Below are 18,888 nucleotides of genomic sequence, written 5' to 3'. Positions count from 1 at the left end.
CTGCGGGAGATGCGCTGGTGGGACCTCCCGCCGGTGCTGGAGCTGGAGCACGCCCTCTTCCCCGAGGACGCCTGGTCGGAGGGGATGTTCTGGTCGGAACTCGCCCACGCCCGGGGCGCCGGCGCCACCCGCCGCTATGTCGTCGCCGAGCTGGACGGCGCCCTGGTCGGCTACGCGGGCCTCGCCGCGGCCGGCGGGCTCGGGGACGTGCAGACCATCGCCGTCGACAAGAGCCAGTGGGGCACCGGGCTCGGCGCCCGGCTGCTCACCGACCTCCTCCAGCACGCCACCGCCTTCGAGTGCGACGAGGTCTTCCTCGAAGTGCGCGTGGACAACACCAGGGCGCAGAAGCTGTACGAGCGCTTCGGCTTCGTGCCGATCGGATTCCGCCGCGGCTACTACCAGCCCGGCAACATCGACGCTCTCGTGATGCGCCTGACCGTCCAAGGAACAGAGAACCCCTCCCATGGCTGACGAACCGCTCGTACTCGGTATCGAGACCTCCTGCGACGAGACCGGGGTCGGTGTCGTCCGCGGCACCACCCTGCTCGCCGACGCCATCGCCTCCAGCGTGGACACCCACGCGCGGTACGGCGGCGTCGTGCCCGAGATCGCCTCCCGCGCCCACCTGGAGGCCATGGTCCCCACCATCGAACGCGCCCTCGCCGAGGCCGGCGTCTCGGCGCGCGACCTGGACGGCATCGCCGTCACCGCCGGACCGGGCCTCGCGGGAGCGCTGCTCGTCGGCGTCTCGGCGGCGAAGGCGTACGCGTACGCCCTGGGCAAGCCGTTGTACGGCGTGAACCACCTCGCCTCGCACATCTGCGTGGACCAGCTGGAGCACGGGCCGCTACCGGAGCCGACGATGGCCCTGCTGGTGTCCGGCGGGCACTCCTCGCTGCTGCTCGCGCCCGACATCACGGCCGACGTACGGCCCATGGGCGCGACGATCGACGACGCGGCGGGGGAGGCGTTCGACAAGATCGCACGCGTGCTCGACCTGGGCTTCCCGGGCGGGCCGGTGATCGACCGGCTGGCGAAGGAGGGCGACCCGGAGGCGATCGCCTTCCCGCGCGGCCTGAGCGGTTCCCGGGACCCGGCGTACGACTTCTCCTTCTCCGGGCTGAAGACCGCCGTGGCGCGCTGGATCGAGGCGAAGCGGGCGGCGGGCGAGGAGGTACCGGTGCGGGACGTGGCGGCCTCCTTCCAGGAGGCGGTGGTCGACGTGCTGACCCGCAAGGCGGTCCGGGCCTGCAAGGACGAGGGCGTGGACCATCTGATGATCGGCGGCGGGGTCGCGGCCAACTCCCGGCTGCGCGCGCTGGCCCAGGAGCGGTGCGAGCGGGCGGGCATCCGGCTGCGGGTGCCGCGTCCGAAGCTGTGCACGGACAACGGGGCGATGGTCGCCGCGCTGGGCGCGGAGATGGTGGCCCGGAACCGGCCGGCCTCGGACTGGGAGCTGTCGGCGGACTCCTCCCTCCCGGTGACCGACCCCCATGTGCCCGGCGCACATGGGTCGGACGCACATGGCTCGGACGCACATGGTGGCCACGCACATGGCCACGACCACGATCACGACCATCTGCACGAGCTCAGCAAGGAGAACCTGTACCCGTGAGCGTCGTCGCCCTGATGTGGGAGGCACGCGCGGCCGAGGGCCGCGGCGCTGAGCTGCTGGAGTGGGCACGCTCCCAGGTCCTGGCCCGCGAGCCGCTGCGCCGCGAGACCTTCCGGGCGGGCGGCGACCGGGTCCTCGTCATCACCTGGTGGGAGACCCCCGACCCGGCCGCGGACCTCCCCGAACTCCCCGAACCCGCCGCGGACGCGGTCACCCGCCCGGTGCACCGCTGGCGCTTCGAGTCGGTGGACGTATCGGTCCCGGGCCCGGGCCACGGGTAGCCTGTGGCCTTCCCCGCGGGTCCGTTCGTCCGGTCACCGGTGGTGGGCCGCGTGACCGCCGGGTAGCCGGCCTGGGACGTCAGGGGCTGCAGCACCGCGTGCCACGGTTCCTCCGGGCCGCACCGGCCGGCCGAGCAGCATCGACGGAGCGCCGTCCGTGCGGGTCAGGAAGACGGTGGCCGCGTTCGGGCCCTGGGGCTTCATCCTGCGGCGGAGCTCCTCCGGTTCGACGGCGGAGCCGCGCTTCTTCACCGTCAGGGTGCCCACCTCGCGCTCCCGCAGCAGGGCCTTCAGGCGCTTCACGCTGAACGGCAGGGCGTCGGTGATCTCGTACGCGGTCGCATACGGCGTCGGGTGCAGCTCGTCGGAGGTGAGGTAGGCGATGGTGGCGTCGATCAGGCCGCCGGAGAGGTCCTCGGCCGCCTCGGCGACGAGGTGCGCGCGGATGACCGCGCCGTCCGGCTCGTAGAGGTAGCGGCCCACCTCGCGCACCGTCGGGTCCGGCAGGCCCCGGCCGAGGAGGGTGTGCGGGCCCGGGAGGAGGGTCGCCCGGACCGTGCCGGGGGCGGTGCCGAACCAGAGGACGGCCTCCTTCACGTCGCCCCCGTCCGAGATCCACTCCGCCTCGGCGTCCTCGGGTACGGCCTCGTGGGGGATGCCGGGGGCGACCTTGAGGGCGGCGTGCGGGCGGGCGCGGGCCGCCTCGACGGCCCAGGACAGGGGCGGGGAGTACGCCTCCGGGTCGAAGATCCGGCCCCGCCCGCCGCGCCGGGCCGGGTCCACGAAGACGGCGTCGTACCCGGAGGTGTCGGCGTCCGCCACGTCGCCGCAGCGGACCTCGATCAGGTCGGCCAGCCCCAGGGCCTCCGCGTTGGCGCGGGCGGTCGCCGCGGTGAGCGGGTCGCGGTCCACGGCGAGGACCCGTATGCCGGCGCGGGCCAGGGCGAGCGCGTCGCCGCCGATGCCGCCGCAGAGGTCGGCGACGCTGCGCACCCCGAGCGCGGCGAACCGGCGGGCCCGGTGCTCCGCGACCGCGCGGCGGGTGGACTGCTCGACGCCGTTCGGGGTGAAGAACATCCGCCCCGCGTCCTCGGCGCCGAACTTCGCGGCGGCCCGCTGCCGGAGCCTGGCCTGCCCGAGGGCCGCCGAGACGAGCGCGGCCGGGTGGTCGCGGCGCAGCCGGGTGGCGAGGGCCAGTTCGTCGGCGGGGTCGTGGTCGGCGAGGGAGGCGAGCAGGTCGGCCCCCTGCCCGGTGCGCAGAGCGCTGAGGGCGGCGAGCGGGTCTTGGGGGTCGAGCGGGTCGCGGTCGTTCACCGGCCCATTGTCCACCGGGAGCCCCCGCCCCCGGCCCCGCCCGCGTATCCCGCCCCGGTCCCGGCCCCCGTCGGCCCCCGGCCCCGCCCGCGCCCCGGGCCCGTCGGCCCGCGCCCCGGGCCCGGGCCCCGGTCCGGCCCCCGCCCTCCCTCCCACCCACCCCGCGCCTCCCCTGTCCGCCTCCCCTGTCCGCCGCCCGGGGGACGGGCGGCCTCCGCGGGCGGTGTCGGCCGGGCCCGGGGACGGTCCGCTGACAGGATGCGACGCCATGCAACTAGTACGACAAAAGGGAAAGCTGATGACTTTTCGTGTGCGAGCGGCCCTCGCGGCGTTCGTCGTCGCAGCCCTGGGCGTGGGCTGCGCCGCCGAGACGCGCGGGACGGACCCGGCCGCGACCCCCGCGGCCGGCACCAGGGCCGAGGAGGAGCGCCGGGCCGCCGAGGAGGACGGCGCGGCCGGTGCCCTGGCCGCGCAGGCCGAGAAGGCGCACCGCGCCCAGGCGGCCCGCGCGGTCGCGGCGAAGAAGTGGGGCCTGGCCAGGACCCCGCTCGCCGCGCCCCCGCCCCCCGCCGCCAAGCCGCGCATCACCACCCGCAAGGGCTTCGAGGTCACCGGCGGCGCGGGTCTGCCGCCCGTCTTCACCACCGTCCCCACCAAGGAGAAGATCGTCTTCCTGACGATCGACGACGGCGCGGAGAAGGACCCGGAGCTGCTGCGGATGCTGTCCGAACTCCGGATCCCGTACAGCGCCTTCCTCAGCGACTACGTCATCAACGACGACTACGCCTACTTCGAGAAGATGCGCGACAGCGGGGTGGCGCTGCACAACCACACCCTCAACCACCGCTATCTGCCGGGCCTGTCGTACGCGCAGCAGAAGCGTGAGATCTGCGGCCAGCAGGAGAAGCTCCAGAAGCGGTACGGCACCCGGCCGCGCCTGTTCCGCCCGCCGTACGGCAACTACAACGGAGACACGCTGCGGGTGGCCAAGTCCTGCGGCGTCGAGGCGGTACCGCTGTGGGCGGCCGAGGCGTTCCCGGACCGCATGGAGTGGCGCGAGTGGGACCGCGACCTGCATCCGGGCGACATCATCCTCACCCACTTCCGCGGCAAGGGGGACTGGAAGGGCTCCATGCCCGACATGATCCGCCAGGTCATGCGCACGGTCACCGACAAGGGGTACGCCGTGGCGAAGCTGGAGGACTACGTCTGAACCGCACTCCCGGGCAGGGGCGCGACGCCGAGAACAGCCCTCCGCGGCGCGCCGCGGAGGGCTGTATTGGCACTCCGCTTGACCGAGTGCTAATCGCAGTCATAGTCTCGCTCCTGGCACTCACCACAGGAGAGTGCCAACACAGCGACGGGCAGGTCCGGCACCCGCGACGACGGATCCACCTGGTCGCCACCTCAGATCAATTGACCCCGTGAGATCTCCGAAGGGGGAGGTCGGATCGTGACGACCGCCAGCACCAAGGTTGCCATCAAGCCGCTCGAGGACCGCATTGTGGTCCAGCCGCTCGACGCCGAGCAGACCACGGCCTCTGGCCTGGTTATTCCGGACACCGCCAAGGAGAAGCCCCAGGAGGGCGTCGTCCTGGCCGTGGGCCCGGGCCGCTTCGAGAACGGCGAGCGTCTCCCGCTCGACGTGAACGTCGGCGACGTCGTGCTCTACAGCAAGTACGGCGGCACCGAAGTGAAGTACAGCGGCGAGGAGTACCTCGTCCTCTCGGCTCGCGACGTGCTCGCGATCGTCGAGAAGTAATTCACCGATTTACTTTCGAACCGCGCCCCTGGTCACCCCGCTGATTGCCGGGCGGCGAGGGGCGCGGCTCGTTTCGAGAGGACTTGAGAAAGCTCCATGGCGAAGATCCTGAAGTTCGACGAGGACGCCCGTCGCGCCCTTGAGCGCGGCGTCAACAAGCTTGCCGACACCGTCAAGGTGACGATCGGCCCCCGCGGCCGCAACGTCGTCATCGACAAGAAGTTCGGCGCTCCCACCATCACCAACGACGGTGTGACCATCGCCCGCGAGGTCGAGGTCGAGGACCCGTACGAGAACCTCGGCGCCCAGCTGGTGAAGGAGGTGGCGACCAAGACCAACGACATCGCGGGTGACGGCACCACCACCGCCACCGTGCTGGCCCAGGCCCTGGTCCGCGAGGGCCTGCGCAACGTCGCCGCCGGTGCCTCCCCGGCCGCCCTGAAGAAGGGCATCGACGCCGCCGTCAAGGCCGTCTCCGACGAGCTGCTGGCGACCGCGCGCCCGATCGACGAGAAGTCCGACATCGCCGCCGTGGCCGCGCTCTCCGCGCAGGACCAGCAGGTCGGCGAGCTCATCGCCGAGGCGATGGACAAGGTCGGCAAGGACGGTGTCATCACCGTCGAGGAGTCCAACACCTTCGGTCTGGAGCTGGACTTCACCGAGGGCATGGCCTTCGACAAGGGCTACCTGTCCCCGTACATGGTGACCGACCAGGAGCGTATGGAGGCCGTCCTCGACGACCCGTACATCCTGATCCACCAGGGCAAGATCTCCTCCATCCAGGACCTGCTGCCGCTGCTGGAGAAGGTCATCCAGGCCGGTGCCTCCAAGCCGCTGCTGATCATCGCCGAGGACGTCGAGGGCGAGGCCCTGTCGACCCTGGTGGTCAACAAGATCCGCGGCACCTTCAACGCGGTGGCCGTCAAGGCCCCCGGCTTCGGCGACCGCCGCAAGGCGATGCTCGGCGACATGGCCACCCTCACCGGTGCCACCGTCATCGCCGAGGAGGTCGGCCTCAAGCTCGACCAGGCCGGTCTGGACGTGCTGGGCACCGCCCGTCGCGTCACCGTCACCAAGGACGACACCACGATCGTCGACGGCGGCGGCGACTCGGCCGACGTGGCCGGCCGCGTCAACCAGATCAAGGCCGAGATCGAGAGCACGGACTCCGACTGGGACCGCGAGAAGCTCCAGGAGCGCCTCGCGAAGCTGGCCGGCGGCGTGTGCGTGATCAAGGTCGGCGCCGCCACCGAGGTGGAGCTGAAGGAGAAGAAGCACCGTCTGGAGGACGCCATCTCCGCGACCCGCGCCGCGGTCGAGGAGGGCATCGTCTCCGGTGGTGGCTCCGCGCTCGTCCACGCCGTCAAGGTGCTGGACGGCAACCTCGGCAAGGAGGGCGACGAGGCCACCGGTGTCGCCGTCGTTCGCCGCGCCGCCGTCGAGCCGCTGCGCTGGATCGCCGAGAACGCCGGCCTGGAGGGCTACGTCATCACCTCCAAGGTGGCGGAGCTGGAGAAGGGGAACGGCTTCAATGCCGCGACCGGCGAGTACGGCGACCTGGTCAAGGCCGGTGTCATCGACCCGGTCAAGGTGACCCGTTCCGCGCTCGAGAACGCCGCCTCCATCGCCTCCCTGCTGCTCACGACCGAGACCCTGGTCGTCGAGAAGCCGGCCGAGGAGGAGGCCGACGCGGGCCACGGCGGCCACGGCCACAGCCACTGACGCTCACCGGTGCGGCGCGCCGCACCGGTAGCGGACCCCCGGCCCCCCCGCGGACACGCGAGGGGCCGGGGGTCCGGCGCGTCGCCTGCTCCGAGGGCGCTCCCGCGTCTTCGTGAGGTCCCCGGACGGGCCGCCGCCCGGTCAGGCCGCTCCGAGCTGCTTCATCAGCCCGAGCCGGTCGAAGTGCCACCAGCCTTCCTTGATCTTTCCGCCGCTGAAGCGGAAGATCGTCGTCCCGGTCATCACGCACTCGTCGCCGCTCGCGGGAATCCCCTGGAACTCGGCCTTGTGCTTGCCGTTCCACCGCCAGAGGATCACCACGTCGTCCCCTTCGCACACCTGCCGGTCGAGGTCGAAGGTGAAGTCGAAGGCGTCGCGCCACATGGTGATGTCGCGGCGGACGACGTCGGTGCCGGTCTCGGCGTCCGCCTCGTTGGCCACGTCGTGGTCGACGTAGTCCTCGGCGAACATCTCGCCGATCGCGTCCAGGTTCCCGCCCGACACGACCTCGTGGAAGAAGCGCCGGGCGACGGCCGCGTTGAGCTGTTCCTCACGTACGACGTCCAGGTCGGTGAAGGACGGCATACCGTCACAGAGGGCCACCATCTCCCGGAACATCCGGTCGGTCTCCGGGAGTTGGGAGTTCTCCATCGCCTCCTCGTAGGAGTTGAACTCCACGATGTCGACGTAGTGCCTGCTGTTGCCGCGGTCCCGTCCCGTGACGGCGTGCCCGGTTGTCCGCTTCCCTCTGGTCTGCTCCACCCACCGCTCCATCAGCGTGTTCATGCTGTCGAAGTCGGCGGTCTCGTAGTCGATGATCTGCACGAACTTCATGGCGCCTCCCACCGCAGGGATGCTTCCATTTTAGTGACGCAGATCACATTCGCCCTGTTGGCTCAGCGTGGCCCGTACTTGCGTCCCGTCCGCGCCGTCATCCCGCCCAGGAGGCCGCGCGGCGTCAGCTTCACCACGCCCATCAGCGCCTTGTACCGGGGGTCCGGGACCGACAGGGACTTGCCCTTCGCCAGGTCCGCCAGCGCGGCCGCCACCAGCTTGTCGGCGTCCAGCCACATCCAGCCGGGGATGTTGTCCGTCCCCATCCCCGCCCGCTGGTGGAACTCGGTCCGCACGAAGCCGGGGCAGAGGGCCATCAGCCGCACCCCCGAGCCCGCCAGGTCCCGCGCCGCGCCCTGGGTGAACTGCACGACCCACGCCTTGGACGCCCCGTAGGTGCCGCGCGGCACGAACGCGGCCACGGACGCCACGTTCACCACCCCGCCGCGCCCCCGCTCCCGCATCGACTCCGTCGCGGCGGCGGTCAGCCTCAGGACCGCCTCGCAGTGCACCTTCAGCATGGTGAGTTCGTCCGCCATGGGGACGTCGAGGAAGCGGCCCTTGTTGCCGAAGCCGGCATTGTTGACCAGCAGGTCGACGGGGTGCAGGCGGTCGGCGAGCCGCTGCTCGACCGCGGTGATCCCGGCCTCGGCGGCCAGGTCGGCCCTCAGCACCTCGGCCTCGATGCCGTGGCGGTCGTGCAGTTCGGTGGCCTGCTCGCGCAGCCGTGCGGTGTCACGGGCGACCAGCACCAGGTTGTGGCCGTCGGCCGCGAGCCGTCGGGCGAAGGCGGCCCCGATGCCCGCGGTCGCTCCCGTGATCAGTGCAGTTGTCATAGGCGGCACGTTAGTGGTCCCGGTGTCGGCACCGGGTGAGAGGGCCGGTCCGCAAGACGGGCCCCGCTGCGCGTGCTGTCAGCGGGCGCCCTCGCCCGCCACCGCCTCGCCGTACTTCTCCGTGTAGGCGCGGGCGGCCCGCAACTGCTCGGGGTGCAGCGCCTCGCCCGCCGCCAGCACCTGCGGCAGCAGGGTGCGCTCCACGGTCTCGGCCCGGAACGACATCGCGACCGTCACCTCGTGGTCCGGCCGGTGCACGACCGCGATCGGGTCGCCCGCCCGGATCTCGCCCGGCACGATCACCCGCAGGTAGGCGCCCGGGGCCGAGTCCTGCGTGAAGCGCCGCACCCAGCCGCGCTCGCCCAGGTGGCTCGCGAAGGTCCGGCACGGGATGCGCCCGCTGGTGACCTCCAGGACGAGGTCCGCGCCGACGCGCCACCGCTCGCCGATCAGTGCGCCGGTCACGTCCAGACCGCTGGTGGTCAGGTTCTCGCCGAAGGAGCCGTTGGCCAGCGGCCGGCCCAACTCCCGCTCCCAGCGGTCCAGATCCTCGCGCGCGAAGGCGTACACCGCCTGGTCGCTGCCGCCGTGGTGGCGCAGGTCGGAGATCTCGTCGCCGGCCAGTCCGCTGCCGCCCTCCCCCTTGGGGCCAGGGTCGCGGACGAGGACGGGGCCCTCGACGGGGCGCTTGTCTATTCCGGTCGCGCCGTTGTCGGCGTAGTCGACGGGGCGGAGAGGGCCCACGTTCACGGTGAGAAGCTGCATGGGGGCACGCTAACCCGCACCGACTCAAAGGCACCAGGCGATATTTCTCTCATGCTCCAAGCCTCCCTTATGCTCGGTGGGTGATCGAAGCCCGCCATCTCCGCGTCCTGCGCGCCGTCGCCGCCACCGGCTCCTTCTCCGCCGCGGCCCGTGAACTCGGCTGCACCCAGCCCGCGGTCAGCCAGCAGATGAAGGCCCTGGAGACCTCCGCGGGCACCCCGCTGCTGATCCGCACCGGGCGGGAGATGCGCCTCACCCAGGCCGGGGAGGTGCTGGTCCGGCACGCCGCCGGGATCCTGGCCGGGCTGACGGCGGCGGAGGAGGAGATCGCCGCGATCGCGGGCCTGCGGGCCGGGCGGGTGCGGCTGGTGTCCTTCCCGAGCGGCAGCTCCACCCTGGTCCCCACGGCCCTGGCCGCCCTGCGCACGGACCACCCCGGCACCCGCGTCTCCCTGGTGGACGCGGAGCCGCCCCGCTCCGTCGAGATGCTCCGGGAGGGGGACTGCGACATCGCGGTGGCCTTCCGGTACGGCGGGGCCGGGGCCGAGTGGGACGACCTGGTGGTCCGGCCGCTGCTGACCGACCGGCTCGTCGGCCTGGTGCCCGAGGCGCACCCGCTGGCGGACGCGGGGACGGTGGCCATCGGGGACCTCGCGGAGGAGTCCTGGATCGCGGGTTGTCCCCGCTGCCGCCGCCAGCTCGTGGAGGTGTGCGAGGAGGCGGGCTTCGCGCCCCGGATCGACTTCGCCACCGACGACTACCCGGCGGTGATCGGCCTGGTGGGCGCAGGTCTCGGCGTCGCGGTGCTGCCGGAACTCGCCCTGGAGTCGGTGCGCTCCAAGGGGGTGCGCATGGTGGCGGTGGACCCCCCGGTGCACCGCGAGATCGTGGCGCTCACCCTCCCGGACCTGTCGCAGGTCCCGGCGGTGGCGGCCACCCTCGACCGCCTGGCGCGGGCGGCCGCGCGCTGACGGGCGGGCGGCCGCGCCGGGCGGTCGAGCGGCCGGCGCGGCCGCCCGGACCTCACGTACCGCCCGGACCTCACGTACCGTCCGGACCTCACGTACCGCCCGGATCGCACGTACGGTCCTGACCTCACGCGCGGCTTCGCCCTCGCGTGCAGGAACGTTTCTTCGATAAGTCGTCGTGTGCGGGTGTCAGCCGCGGGCGGTGCCCCCGGCACTCGTCGCGGGGACCATGCGATGGCGGGCCCGGCCCATGAGCTCCTCGCGCTCGTCCTCGGTCAGCCCGCCCCAGACCCCGTAGGGCTCACGGACGGCCAGTGCGTGCGCCGCGCACTCGGCCCGGACCGGGCAGCGCATGCAGACCTCTTTCGCGGAGTTCTCGCGTGCGCTGCGTGCCGCCCCCCGCTCGCCCTCCGGGTGGAAGAAGAGCGAGCTGTCGACCCCGCGGCAGGCCGCGAGGAGCTGCCAGTCCCACAGATCGGCGTTGGGTCCGGGAAGGCGAGAGAAATCTGCCATAGCGCATGTCCCCTTGAAACCGTGCTGGTTGGAGGGCCCTGGGTGGAACAGGGCCGGTAGGAACGGGCGGGGCCACGGGCCGGTGAGTGCCCGGATCAGCGTCCCGCGCTGTGCCAACGACCGTACATCTCCTGTGTAAGTAGATGTAAATATGACTCATTGCGAATCTAGCCATAGACACCAGCCAAAGGGAAGAAAACCGTCTGAATGGGGCACGATCTCCCGGTGGCGGCGGGGTGTGGATGCCGTGCCGGTGCGGTGACCTGGGGCGCTTCCCTCCGTAGGGGTCCGCTCACGCACGGTGCCGAAGAGGTTCACCTGAGCCGTAACTCTTTCGAGTGACCATCGTTGAGAGAGCGAGGCGGTTGAAAGAAGAAGCTGTCGGGCACATGTCCGAGAGCGTTCAACCGCACAGGTGACGAAACGTACCCAGCCTGGAGGCTCAAGGTGACGCGCATTGGCTGCGAGAGCCACGGAGGTCAGTCATGACGTCCGTCCTCGTCTGCGACGACTCCCCGCTTGCCCGAGAGGCGCTGCGCCGCGCGGTCGCGACCGTACCCGGCGTCGAGCGCGTGACGACCGCGGCCAACGGGGAGGAAGTCCTCCGCCGCTGGGGCGCCGACCGCTCGGATCTCATCCTGATGGACGTGCGCATGCCCGGCCTGGGCGGTGTCGAAACGGTCCGCAGGCTGCTGTCGGCCGACCCCGGCGCGCGGATCATCATGCTCACCGTCGCCGAGGACCTCGACGGCGTCGCCCTCGCCGTCGCGGCCGGTGCCCGTGGCTATCTGCACAAGGACGCCTCGCGCGCCGAGTTGCGCGCCACGGTCACGCAGGCCCTCGCCGACCCCACCTGGCGGCTCGCCCCGCGCCGCCTCCGCTCGGCCGAGATGGGCGCCGCGCCCACCCTGACCGCGCGGGAGATCCAGGTGCTCGAAGGCATGAGCCACGGCCGCTCCAACGCCGAGATCGGCAGGGAGCTCTTCCTCTCCGAGGACACGGTCAAGACGCACGCCAGGCGGCTGTTCAAGAAGCTCGGCGCCTCGGACCGGGCACACGCGGTGGCGCTCGGATTCCGGTGGGGCCTGGTCCGCTGAGTGGGCCGGCACGGGGTGACGGATGCCCGAGGGCATCCGTTTCCCGCGCGATGCCGCATCCTTGAGGTGTGGAGTTCCTCGGGGACGATTCGGTCGAGCGGGAGGGGAGGGCGCAGGAGATGAGTTCCGGCGCACCTGCTCATAACGCTTCGGTGCACAACACGGGAGGCGGTGCCGCGCAGGCGCCGCCGCCGAGGCACGATGGACCGATGCGTGACGACAAGGGGGCCGGCGCCCAGGGCGCCATCGGAGCGCTGGTGCACCGTGCCGTCGACGGCGACGAGCAGGCCACGCACGACCTGCTCGCGCACGTCCATCCGCTGGCACTGCGCTTCTGCCGCTCCCGTCTGAACCGGCTGCCCGGGGACGCGCGTCATTTCGCCGACGACCTCGCCCAGGAGGTCTGCGTGGCGGTGCTCATGGCCCTGCCGCGCTACAAGGACACCGGGCGCCCCTTCGAGGCGTTCGTCTTCGCCATCGCCTCGCACAAGGTCGCCGACCTCCAGCGCGCCGCGATGCGCCACCCCGGCTCCACGGCCGTGCCATCCGACGAGATGCCCGAGCGGCCGGACGACTCCCTCGGGCCCGAGGAGCGGGCGCTCCTCAGTGACGACGCCGAGTGGGCGCGCAAGCTCCTCGCCAATCTGCCGGAGAACCAGCGCGAACTGCTGGTGCTGCGCGTCGCCGTGGGACTGACCGCGGAGGAGACCGGGCAGATGCTGGGGATGTCGCCCGGCGCCGTCCGGGTCGCCCAGCACCGGGCGCTCAGCCGGCTGCGGGCGCTGGCCGAGCAGTAAGGCTCACCGCCCGCGGGTGTCCCTCACGTACACGTAGGAACGTCCAAAGCTGCTCGTGGATCTTGATCGTGGAATGAGACACGGTCGCGGCCCGTTAGCATGGACATCCGCACCGATCAAGGCCATTGGGGAAGGTGTCATGACCAACGTCGACGGAGTGCCCGAGAAATTCGCGACACTCGGGCTGACCTACGACGATGTACTGCTGCTGCCGGGTGCGTCCGAGGTGCTCCCCAACGCGGTCGACACCTCGTCCCGCATCTCCCGGAACGTGCGGGTCAACATCCCGCTGCTCTCCGCGGCGATGGACAAGGTGACCGAGTCCCGGATGGCGATCGCGATGGCCCGGCTGGGCGGCGTCGGTGTGCTGCACCGCAACCTCTCCGTCGAGGACCAGGTCAACCAGGTCGACCTGGTCAAGCGCTCCGAGTCCGGCATGGTCACCGACCCGATCACCGTGCACCCGGACGCGACCCTCGCCGAGGCGGACGCGCTCTGCGCCAAGTTCCGCATCAGCGGCGTCCCCGTCACCGACCAGGGCGGCAAGCTGCTGGGCATCGTGACCAACCGCGACATGGCCTTCGAGTCGGACCGCTCCCGCCAGGTGCGCGAGGTCATGACGCCGATGCCGCTGGTCACCGGCAAGGTGGGCATCTCCGGTGTGGACGCCATGGAGCTGCTGCGCCGCCACAAGATCGAGAAGCTGCCGCTGGTCGACGACAAGGGCCTGCTCAAGGGCCTGATCACGGTCAAGGACTTCGTCAAGGCCGAGAAGTACCCGAACGCGGCCAAGGACGCCGAGGGCCGGCTGCTCGTCGGCGCCGCCGTGGGCGCGAGCCCGGAGGCACTGGAGCGGGCACAGGCGCTCGCCGCGGCCGGGGTGGACTTCCTGGTCGTCGACACCTCGCACGGCCACAACAGCAACGCCCTCGGCTGGATGTCGAAGATCAAGTCGAGCGTGAACATCGACGTGATCGGCGGCAACGTCGCCACCCGGGACGGCGCGCAGGCGATGATCGACGCCGGCGTCGACGGCATCAAGGTGGGCGTCGGCCCCGGCTCCATCTGCACCACCCGCGTGGTCGCGGGCATCGGCGTACCGCAGGTCACCGCGATCTACGAGGCGTCCCTCGCGGCGCGGCCCGCCGGCATCCCGCTGATCGGCGACGGCGGCCTCCAGTACTCCGGCGACATCGGCAAGGCCCTGGCGGCCGGCGCGGACACCGTGATGCTCGGCAGCCTGCTCGCGGGCTGCGAGGAGTCGCCCGGCGAGCTGCTCTTCATCAACGGCAAGCAGTTCAAGTCGTACCGCGGCATGGGCTCGCTCGGCGCGATGCAGTCCCGGGGCCAGGGCCGGTCCTTCTCCAAGGACCGCTACTTCCAGGCCGAGGTCGCCTCCGACGACAAGCTCGTGCCCGAGGGCATCGAGGGCCAGGTGCCCTACCGCGGCCCGCTCGCCAACGTCCTGCACCAGCTCGTCGGCGGTCTGCGCCAGACCATGGGCTATGTGGGCGCCGGCACCATCGGGGAGATGGAGTCCAAGGGCCGGTTCGTGCGGATCACCTCCGCCGGCCTCAAGGAGAGCCACCCGCACGACATCCAGATGACGGTCGAGGCGCCGAACTACAGCAGGAAGTAGCACGGCAGGCGGGCGCGCGGGCCCCCGCGCGCACGGCGGTACCCGCTCCCCGGGGGCGGTCCCGGGTCGCCGGGGCCGCCCCCGGGTGCGTGTCGGGGATACTGGTAGCGCCAGACGTAGAGGGAAAGGCCACACACGTGACTGAGATCGAGATCGGGCGCGGCAAGCGCGGGCGCAGGGCGTACGCGTTCGACGACATCGCCGTCGTGCCGAGCCGCCGCACGCGGGACCCGAAGGAGGTCTCGATCGCCTGGCAGATCGACGCCTACCGCTTCGAGCTGCCGTTCCTGGCCGCTCCGATGGACTCGGTCGTGTCCCCGGCGACCGCCATCCGCATCGGCGAGATGGGCGGTCTCGGCGTCCTCAACCTCGAAGGGCTCTGGACGCGTTACGAGGACCCGCAGCCGCTGCTCGACGAGATCGCCGGCCTGGACCCGGAGACCGCCACCCGCCGTCTCCAGGAGATCTACGAGGCGCCGATCAAGGAGGAGCTGATCGGGCAGCGCATCAAGGAGGTGCGCGACTCGGGCGTCGTCACCGCCGCCGCGCTCTCCCCGCAGCGCACCGCGCAGTTCTCCAAGGCCGTCGTCGACGCGGGGGTGGACATCTTCGTCATCCGCGGTACGACCGTCTCCGCCGAGCACGTCTCCGGCGCGGCCGAGCCGCTCAACCTCAAGCAGTTCATCTACGAGCTGGACGTCCCCGTCATCGTCGGCGGCTGCGCCACCTACACGGCCGCGCTGCACCTGATGCGCACCGGCGCCGCGGGCGTGCTGGTCGGCTTCGGCGGCGGCGCCGCGCACACCACGCGGAACGTGCTGGGCATCCAGGTCCCGATGGCGACGGCCGTGGCCGATGTGGCCGCCGCCCGCCGCGACTACATGGACGAGTCCGGCGGCCGGTACGTCCACGTCATCGCGGACGGCGGCGTGGGCTGGTCCGGCGACCTGCCGAAGGCGATCGCCTGCGGGGCGGACGCGGTGATGATCGGCTCCCCGCTGGCCCGCGCGACGGACGCGCCGGGCAAGGGCCGCCACTGGGGCATGGAGGCGGTCCACGAGGACGTGCCGCGCGGCAAGCTGGTGGACCTGGGCATCGTCGGCACCACCGAGGAGGTCCTCGCGGGTCCCTCGCACAGCCCGGACGGGTCCATGAACTTCTTCGGCGCGCTGCGCCGCGCGATGGCGACGACGGGCTACAGCGAGCTCAAGGAGTTCCAGCGCGTCGAGGTCACGGTCGCGGACTCCCAGCACCGCCGCTGACCCGACGGGGCGCGGGCGCGCCCGCGCCCCGGCCCGGCAGCCCGAACGGCCCGGTACCGCTGAGCGGTACCGGGCCGTTCGGCATGTGCTGCCGGGGAAGGTCAGTCGTTGGCCTTCTTGGCGCCACCGAAGGCGGTGATCGCCGCGATGGCGAAGAAGACCCAGGTCATGGCCTCGGCGGACTCGGACCATGCGGTGGTCAGCAGGTCGAACAGTCGAATTGGTCGATGGAGATCTCCGGGACCTGTGTGAGATGTCTACAGCCGGTGCGCCGCCCCCACCGGGGTGGTTCCCCTTGTGTCCAGCAGGAGTTGGGCCTTCACGGCCAGGCCCTGGAGGTCGTAGGTGCGGTGGTTCTGGAGCAGGACCGTCAGATCGGCGCTGGCCGCCGCCTCGTAGAGGGAGTCCGCGCGAGGGACGGGGCGGTCGTGCACGCGCCAGTCGGGGACATGCGGGTCGTGGTAGCTGACCGCCGCGCCCATGTCCCGCAGGCGGCGGGCGATTTCGGTGGCGGGCGACCCCTGGAGGTCGGGCAGATCGGGCTTGTAGGTCACGCCGAGGAGCAGGACGCGGGCGCCGCGCGCGGACTTTCCGTGCTCGTTGAGGAGGGTGGCGCAGCGCTGGATGACGTACTGCGGCATACGGGAGTTGATGTCCTGGGCGAGACCGACCATGCGCAGGCTGCCGCCGGCGGGTGGGAGGCCGCCCGGGTCGAGGGGGACGCCGTGGCCGCCGACGCCGGGCCCCGGCCGGAACGCCAGGAAGCCGAAGGGCTTCGTCTCGGCGCAGCGGATGACGTCCCACAGGTCCACGCCGAGGGTGTGGCACAGCACCGCCATCTCGTTGACCAGGGCGGTGTTGACGTGCCGGAAGTTGGTCTCCAGGACCTTGACGGTCTCCGCCTCGCGCAGCCCCCGCGCCCGCACCACCTTCTCGGTGAGGCGTCCGTAGAACGCGGCGGCGGATTCGGTGCAGGCGGGGGTGAGGCCGCCGATGACCTTGGGGGTGTTGGCGTAGTGGTGGTCGCGGTTGCCGGGGTCGGTGCGGCTGGGGGAGTGGGCGAGGTGGAAGTCCCGGCCGGCGCGCAGGCCGGAGCCCTCCTCCAGGAGTGGGCGCAGGAACTCCTCGGTGGTGCCGGGCGGAACCGCCGACTCGAGGATCACGGTGGTGTGCGGGCGGAGCCGGGCGGCCAGGGTGCGGGCCGCCTCGGCGAGGGCGCCGAGGTCGGGGACGCCGTCGGGGCCGGGCGGGGTGGGCGCGCAGATGACGGCGGTGCGCACCCGGCCCAGCTCGGCGGGGTCGGCGACCGTGCGGAAACCGGCGGAGAGCATCCGGCGCACGTCGGCCGCGGTGACGCCGCCGGCGGGTTCCGGGTGGCCGGGGCCGGGGTGGTAGCCGATGGTCTCGATGCGGGCGGCGACGGCGGCCTGGGCGAGGGGCAGGCCGAGGTGGCCGAGGCCGATGACGGCGAGATCTGCGGGCATGGCGTTGGCCGTCCTTCCCATAGCCGGAGGGGGGTCGGTGCGCAAGTCCTGTGGGCGGAACGAGCGCACGCAATGTCAGACTAGGCGTAAATATGACCGTTATGCCGCATTGCGGCCGCGTGGCTGACCGAGTGTTATCCACAGGCGGTGGCTGAAGTCGTCGAGTGCGGACAGAATCGACGGTGAGAGCCCGACCGCAGGGACGGTGAGAGCCCGGCCGCAGGGGACGGGGCGACGGGAGGCAGCAGTGAGGACAGCGACACTGGGACCCGGGGAGCGCGCCGAGGCGCTCGCCGCCATGGCCGATCGCGAGCTGGATGTGCTCGTCGTCGGCGCGGGCGTGGTGGGCGCGGGCACCGCTCTGGACGCGGCGACGAGAGGGCTCGCCACCGGGCTGGTCGAGGCGCGCGACTGGGCCTCGGGCACGTCGAGCCGGTCGAGCAAGCTGATCCACGGCGGGCTGCGGTATCTGGAGATGCTGGACTTCGCCCTGGTCCGGGAGGCACTCAAGGAGCGGGGGCTGCTGCTGGAGCGTCTCGCCCCGCACCTGGTCAAGCCCGTCCCCTTCCTCTATCCCCTCCAGCACAAGGGCTGGGAGCGCTGGTACGCGGGTTCGGGCGTCGCGCTCTACGACGCGATGTCCGTCTCCTCCGGCCACGGCCGGGGCCTGCCCGTGCACCGCCATCTCTCGCGCCGCCGGGCGCTGCGGGTCGCCCCCGCGCTCCGGAAGGACGCCCTGGTCGGCGCCCTCCAGTACTACGACGCACAGGTGGACGACGCCCGCTTCGTCACCGACCTGGTCCGCACAGCCGCGTCCTACGGCGCGCATGTGGCGAGCCGGGCGCGGGTGGTCGGCTTCCTGCGGGAGGGCGAGCGGGTCGTCGGCGCCCTGGTGCGGGACGTCGAGAGCGGCAACGAGTACGAAGTCCGCGCCCGCCAGGTGGTGAACGCGACGGGCGTGTGGACGGACGACACCCAGGCGCTGATCGCGGAGCGCGGGCAGTTCCATGTGCGCGCCTCCAAGGGCATCCACCTCGTGGTGCCCAAGGACCGGATCCACTCGACCACCGGGCTGATCCTGCGCACCGAGAAATCCGTGCTGTTCGTGATCCCGTGGGGCCGGCACTGGATCGTCGGCACCACGGACACCGAATGGGACCTCGACAAGGCGCACCCGGCCGCCTCCAGCGCCGACATCGACTACCTGCTGGAGCACGTCAACTCGGTGCTGGCCGTCCCCCTCACCCGGGACGACGTCCAGGGGGTGTACGCGGGGCTCCGGCCGCTGCTCGCCGGTGAGTCCGACGCCACGAGCAAGCTCTCCCGCGAGCACACGGTGGCCCACCCGGTGCCCGGACTGGTCGTCGTCGCCGGCGGCAAGTACACGACCTACCGCGTGATGGCGAAGGACGCGGTGGACGCGGCCGTGCACGGGCTGGACCAGCGGGTCGCCACCTGTGTCACGGAGGAGATCCCGCTGATCGGCGCCGTGGGCTACCAGGCCCTGTGGAACTCCCGCGCCCGGATCGCCGCGCGCACCGGCCTGCATGTGGTGCGCGTCGAGCATCTCCTCAACCGCTACGGCGCCCTGACGGAGGAACTGCTCGACCTGATCGCCGAGGACCCCTCCCTCGGCGAGCCGATCGGCGGTGCGGACGACTACCTCCGCGCCGAGGTCGTCTACGCGGCCTCGCACGAGGGAGCGCGCCACCTCGACGACGTGCTCACCCGGCGCACCCGCATCTCCATCGAGACCTTCGACCGGGGCACGCGCAGCGCCCGGGAGTGCGCCGAGCTGATGGCCCCGGTGCTCGGCTGGGACGAGGCCCATATCGACAAGGAGGTCGCGCACTACGAGAAGCGGGTCGAGGCGGAGCGCGAGTCGCAGCGTCAGCCGGACGACCTCACGGCGGACGCGGCGCGTCTCGGGGCGCCGGACATCGTGCCGCTCTGATCCGGTAGGCGTGCGCGGGGTGCCAGGCGCGGCACCCCGCGC

18 protein-coding genes are annotated in these 18,888 nt (G+C 72.0%); 12 read left to right on the top strand and 6 right to left on the bottom strand.

The features are described from left to right. Nucleotides 1-9: 9 nt before the first annotated feature. The 3 genes from rimI to C593_RS0111560 are packed head-to-tail and all read left to right on the top strand — an operon-like array spanning nucleotide 10 to nucleotide 1,899. Nucleotides 10-474, top strand: a complete 465-nt coding sequence (gene rimI / locus C593_RS0111570; protein ID WP_199790027.1) for a ribosomal protein S18-alanine N-acetyltransferase — start codon at nucleotides 10-12, stop codon at nucleotides 472-474. After that, a complete protein-coding gene (gene tsaD / locus C593_RS0111565) occupies nucleotides 467-1,618 on the top strand; it encodes a tRNA (adenosine(37)-N6)-threonylcarbamoyltransferase complex transferase subunit TsaD (RefSeq protein ID WP_018847465.1) in 1,152 nt (383 codons plus the stop codon). The genes rimI and tsaD overlap by 8 nt, the downstream gene beginning before the upstream one ends. Then, the gene (locus tag C593_RS0111560; protein WP_018847464.1) at nucleotides 1,615-1,899 is read left to right on the top strand and encodes a hypothetical protein; all 285 of its coding nucleotides are present in this window, start codon (nucleotides 1,615-1,617) and stop codon (nucleotides 1,897-1,899) included. The genes tsaD and C593_RS0111560 overlap by 4 nt, the downstream gene beginning before the upstream one ends. A gap of 33 nt (nucleotides 1,900-1,932) precedes the next feature. Here C593_RS0111560 and C593_RS29470 read toward each other — a convergent pair whose 3' ends face one another. Then, nucleotides 1,933-3,213: a class I SAM-dependent methyltransferase gene (locus C593_RS29470; protein WP_018847463.1), complete on the bottom strand. Its 1,281-nt coding sequence runs from the start codon at nucleotides 3,211-3,213 to the stop codon at nucleotides 1,933-1,935. A gap of 298 nt (nucleotides 3,214-3,511) precedes the next feature. Here C593_RS29470 and C593_RS0111550 point away from each other — a divergent pair, with 298 nt between their 5' ends. The 3 genes from C593_RS0111550 to groL all read left to right on the top strand — a co-directional run bounded on the left by C593_RS0111550 (nucleotide 3,512) and on the right by groL (nucleotide 6,697). Further along, nucleotides 3,512-4,426, top strand: a complete 915-nt coding sequence (locus tag C593_RS0111550; protein ID WP_026277594.1) for a polysaccharide deacetylase family protein — start codon at nucleotides 3,512-3,514, stop codon at nucleotides 4,424-4,426. A 240-nt stretch (nucleotides 4,427-4,666) separates the two neighbouring features. After that, nucleotides 4,667-4,975 (top strand): co-chaperone GroES, encoded by a 309-nt coding sequence (groES, locus tag C593_RS0111545; RefSeq protein ID WP_018847461.1) that lies wholly within the window; start codon nucleotides 4,667-4,669, stop codon nucleotides 4,973-4,975. Between the two features lie 96 nt (nucleotides 4,976-5,071). Continuing rightward, nucleotides 5,072-6,697 (top strand): chaperonin GroEL, encoded by a 1,626-nt coding sequence (gene groL / locus C593_RS0111540; protein WP_018847460.1) that lies wholly within the window; start codon nucleotides 5,072-5,074, stop codon nucleotides 6,695-6,697. 141 nt (nucleotides 6,698-6,838) lie between these two features. On the opposite strand, the gene C593_RS0111535 is transcribed toward groL, so the two are convergent. The 3 genes from C593_RS0111535 to C593_RS0111525 all read right to left on the bottom strand — a co-directional run bounded on the left by C593_RS0111535 (nucleotide 6,839) and on the right by C593_RS0111525 (nucleotide 9,132). Beyond that, entirely contained in the window at nucleotides 6,839-7,531 is a 693-nt protein-coding gene (locus C593_RS0111535; RefSeq protein ID WP_018847459.1) for an ester cyclase, read from the bottom strand. 62 nt (nucleotides 7,532-7,593) lie between these two features. Beyond that, nucleotides 7,594-8,367 carry an SDR family NAD(P)-dependent oxidoreductase gene (locus C593_RS0111530; protein ID WP_018847458.1) on the bottom strand — a complete coding sequence of 258 codons (774 nt, stop codon included), beginning with the start codon at nucleotides 8,365-8,367 and terminating at the stop codon, nucleotides 7,594-7,596. A gap of 78 nt (nucleotides 8,368-8,445) precedes the next feature. Then, nucleotides 8,446-9,132 carry an MOSC domain-containing protein gene (locus C593_RS0111525; protein ID WP_018847457.1) on the bottom strand — a complete coding sequence of 229 codons (687 nt, stop codon included), beginning with the start codon at nucleotides 9,130-9,132 and terminating at the stop codon, nucleotides 8,446-8,448. 80 nt (nucleotides 9,133-9,212) lie between these two features. On the opposite strand from C593_RS0111525, the gene C593_RS0111520 reads away from it, so the two are divergent. Then, nucleotides 9,213-10,103, top strand: a complete 891-nt coding sequence (locus C593_RS0111520) for a LysR family transcriptional regulator (protein ID WP_018847456.1) — start codon at nucleotides 9,213-9,215, stop codon at nucleotides 10,101-10,103. A gap of 186 nt (nucleotides 10,104-10,289) precedes the next feature. Here C593_RS0111520 and C593_RS0111515 read toward each other — a convergent pair whose 3' ends face one another. After that, the gene (locus C593_RS0111515; protein WP_018847455.1) at nucleotides 10,290-10,613 is read right to left on the bottom strand and encodes a WhiB family transcriptional regulator; all 324 of its coding nucleotides are present in this window, start codon (nucleotides 10,611-10,613) and stop codon (nucleotides 10,290-10,292) included. Between the two features lie 485 nt (nucleotides 10,614-11,098). On the opposite strand from C593_RS0111515, the gene C593_RS0111510 reads away from it, so the two are divergent. The 4 genes from C593_RS0111510 (at nucleotide 11,099) to C593_RS0111495 (ending at nucleotide 15,408) form a co-directional block, all read left to right on the top strand. Then, on the top strand, nucleotides 11,099-11,710 hold the full coding sequence (locus tag C593_RS0111510) for a response regulator transcription factor (RefSeq protein WP_003948568.1): 612 nt from the start codon (nucleotides 11,099-11,101) through the stop codon (nucleotides 11,708-11,710). 209 nt (nucleotides 11,711-11,919) lie between these two features. Next, a complete protein-coding gene (locus tag C593_RS0111505) occupies nucleotides 11,920-12,507 on the top strand; it encodes a sigma-70 family RNA polymerase sigma factor (RefSeq protein WP_018847454.1) in 588 nt (195 codons plus the stop codon). A gap of 139 nt (nucleotides 12,508-12,646) precedes the next feature. Further along, nucleotides 12,647-14,146: an IMP dehydrogenase gene (guaB, locus tag C593_RS0111500; protein WP_018847453.1), complete on the top strand. Its 1,500-nt coding sequence runs from the start codon at nucleotides 12,647-12,649 to the stop codon at nucleotides 14,144-14,146. Nucleotides 14,147-14,283: 137 nt separating this feature from the next. Continuing rightward, nucleotides 14,284-15,408, top strand: coding sequence for a GuaB3 family IMP dehydrogenase-related protein (locus C593_RS0111495; RefSeq protein ID WP_018847452.1), 1,125 nt, complete (start codon nucleotides 14,284-14,286; stop codon nucleotides 15,406-15,408). Between the two features lie 257 nt (nucleotides 15,409-15,665). Here the strand turns inward: C593_RS0111495 and C593_RS0111490 are convergent, their stop codons facing one another. Further along, on the bottom strand, nucleotides 15,666-16,892 hold the full coding sequence (locus C593_RS0111490) for a nucleotide sugar dehydrogenase (RefSeq protein WP_018847451.1): 1,227 nt from the start codon (nucleotides 16,890-16,892) through the stop codon (nucleotides 15,666-15,668). 247 nt (nucleotides 16,893-17,139) lie between these two features. On the opposite strand from C593_RS0111490, the gene C593_RS0111485 reads away from it, so the two are divergent. Further along, on the top strand, nucleotides 17,140-18,846 hold the full coding sequence (locus C593_RS0111485) for a glycerol-3-phosphate dehydrogenase/oxidase (protein ID WP_026277592.1): 1,707 nt from the start codon (nucleotides 17,140-17,142) through the stop codon (nucleotides 18,844-18,846). The last annotated feature ends 42 nt before the right edge of the window (nucleotides 18,847-18,888 follow it).

The organism is Streptomyces sp. CNT372, from assembly GCF_000377145.1.
This window is presented reverse-complemented; position numbering and strand designations above follow the sequence as displayed.

Excerpts from the sequence above, each read along its gene's own strand:
- guaB (WP_018847453.1), top strand. The coding sequence starts at position 12,647 with ATGACCAACGTCGACGGAGTGCCCGAGAAATTCGCGACACTCGGGCTG.
- C593_RS0111510 (WP_003948568.1), top strand. The coding sequence starts at position 11,099 with ATGACGTCCGTCCTCGTCTGCGACGACTCCCCGCTTGCCCGAGAGGCG.
- C593_RS0111530 (WP_018847458.1), bottom strand. The coding sequence starts at position 8,367 with ATGACAACTGCACTGATCACGGGAGCGACCGCGGGCATCGGGGCCGCC.
- C593_RS0111550 (WP_026277594.1), top strand. The coding sequence starts at position 3,512 with ATGACTTTTCGTGTGCGAGCGGCCCTCGCGGCGTTCGTCGTCGCAGCC.
- groL (WP_018847460.1), top strand. The coding sequence starts at position 5,072 with ATGGCGAAGATCCTGAAGTTCGACGAGGACGCCCGTCGCGCCCTTGAG.
- C593_RS0111535 (WP_018847459.1), bottom strand. The coding sequence starts at position 7,531 with ATGAAGTTCGTGCAGATCATCGACTACGAGACCGCCGACTTCGACAGC.
- C593_RS0111505 (WP_018847454.1), top strand. The coding sequence starts at position 11,920 with ATGCGTGACGACAAGGGGGCCGGCGCCCAGGGCGCCATCGGAGCGCTG.
- C593_RS0111490 (WP_018847451.1), bottom strand. The coding sequence starts at position 16,892 with ATGCCCGCAGATCTCGCCGTCATCGGCCTCGGCCACCTCGGCCTGCCC.
- rimI (WP_199790027.1), top strand. The coding sequence starts at position 10 with ATGCGCTGGTGGGACCTCCCGCCGGTGCTGGAGCTGGAGCACGCCCTC.
- C593_RS0111525 (WP_018847457.1), bottom strand. The coding sequence starts at position 9,132 with ATGCAGCTTCTCACCGTGAACGTGGGCCCTCTCCGCCCCGTCGACTAC.
- tsaD (WP_018847465.1), top strand. The coding sequence starts at position 467 with ATGGCTGACGAACCGCTCGTACTCGGTATCGAGACCTCCTGCGACGAG.
- C593_RS0111515 (WP_018847455.1), bottom strand. The coding sequence starts at position 10,613 with ATGGCAGATTTCTCTCGCCTTCCCGGACCCAACGCCGATCTGTGGGAC.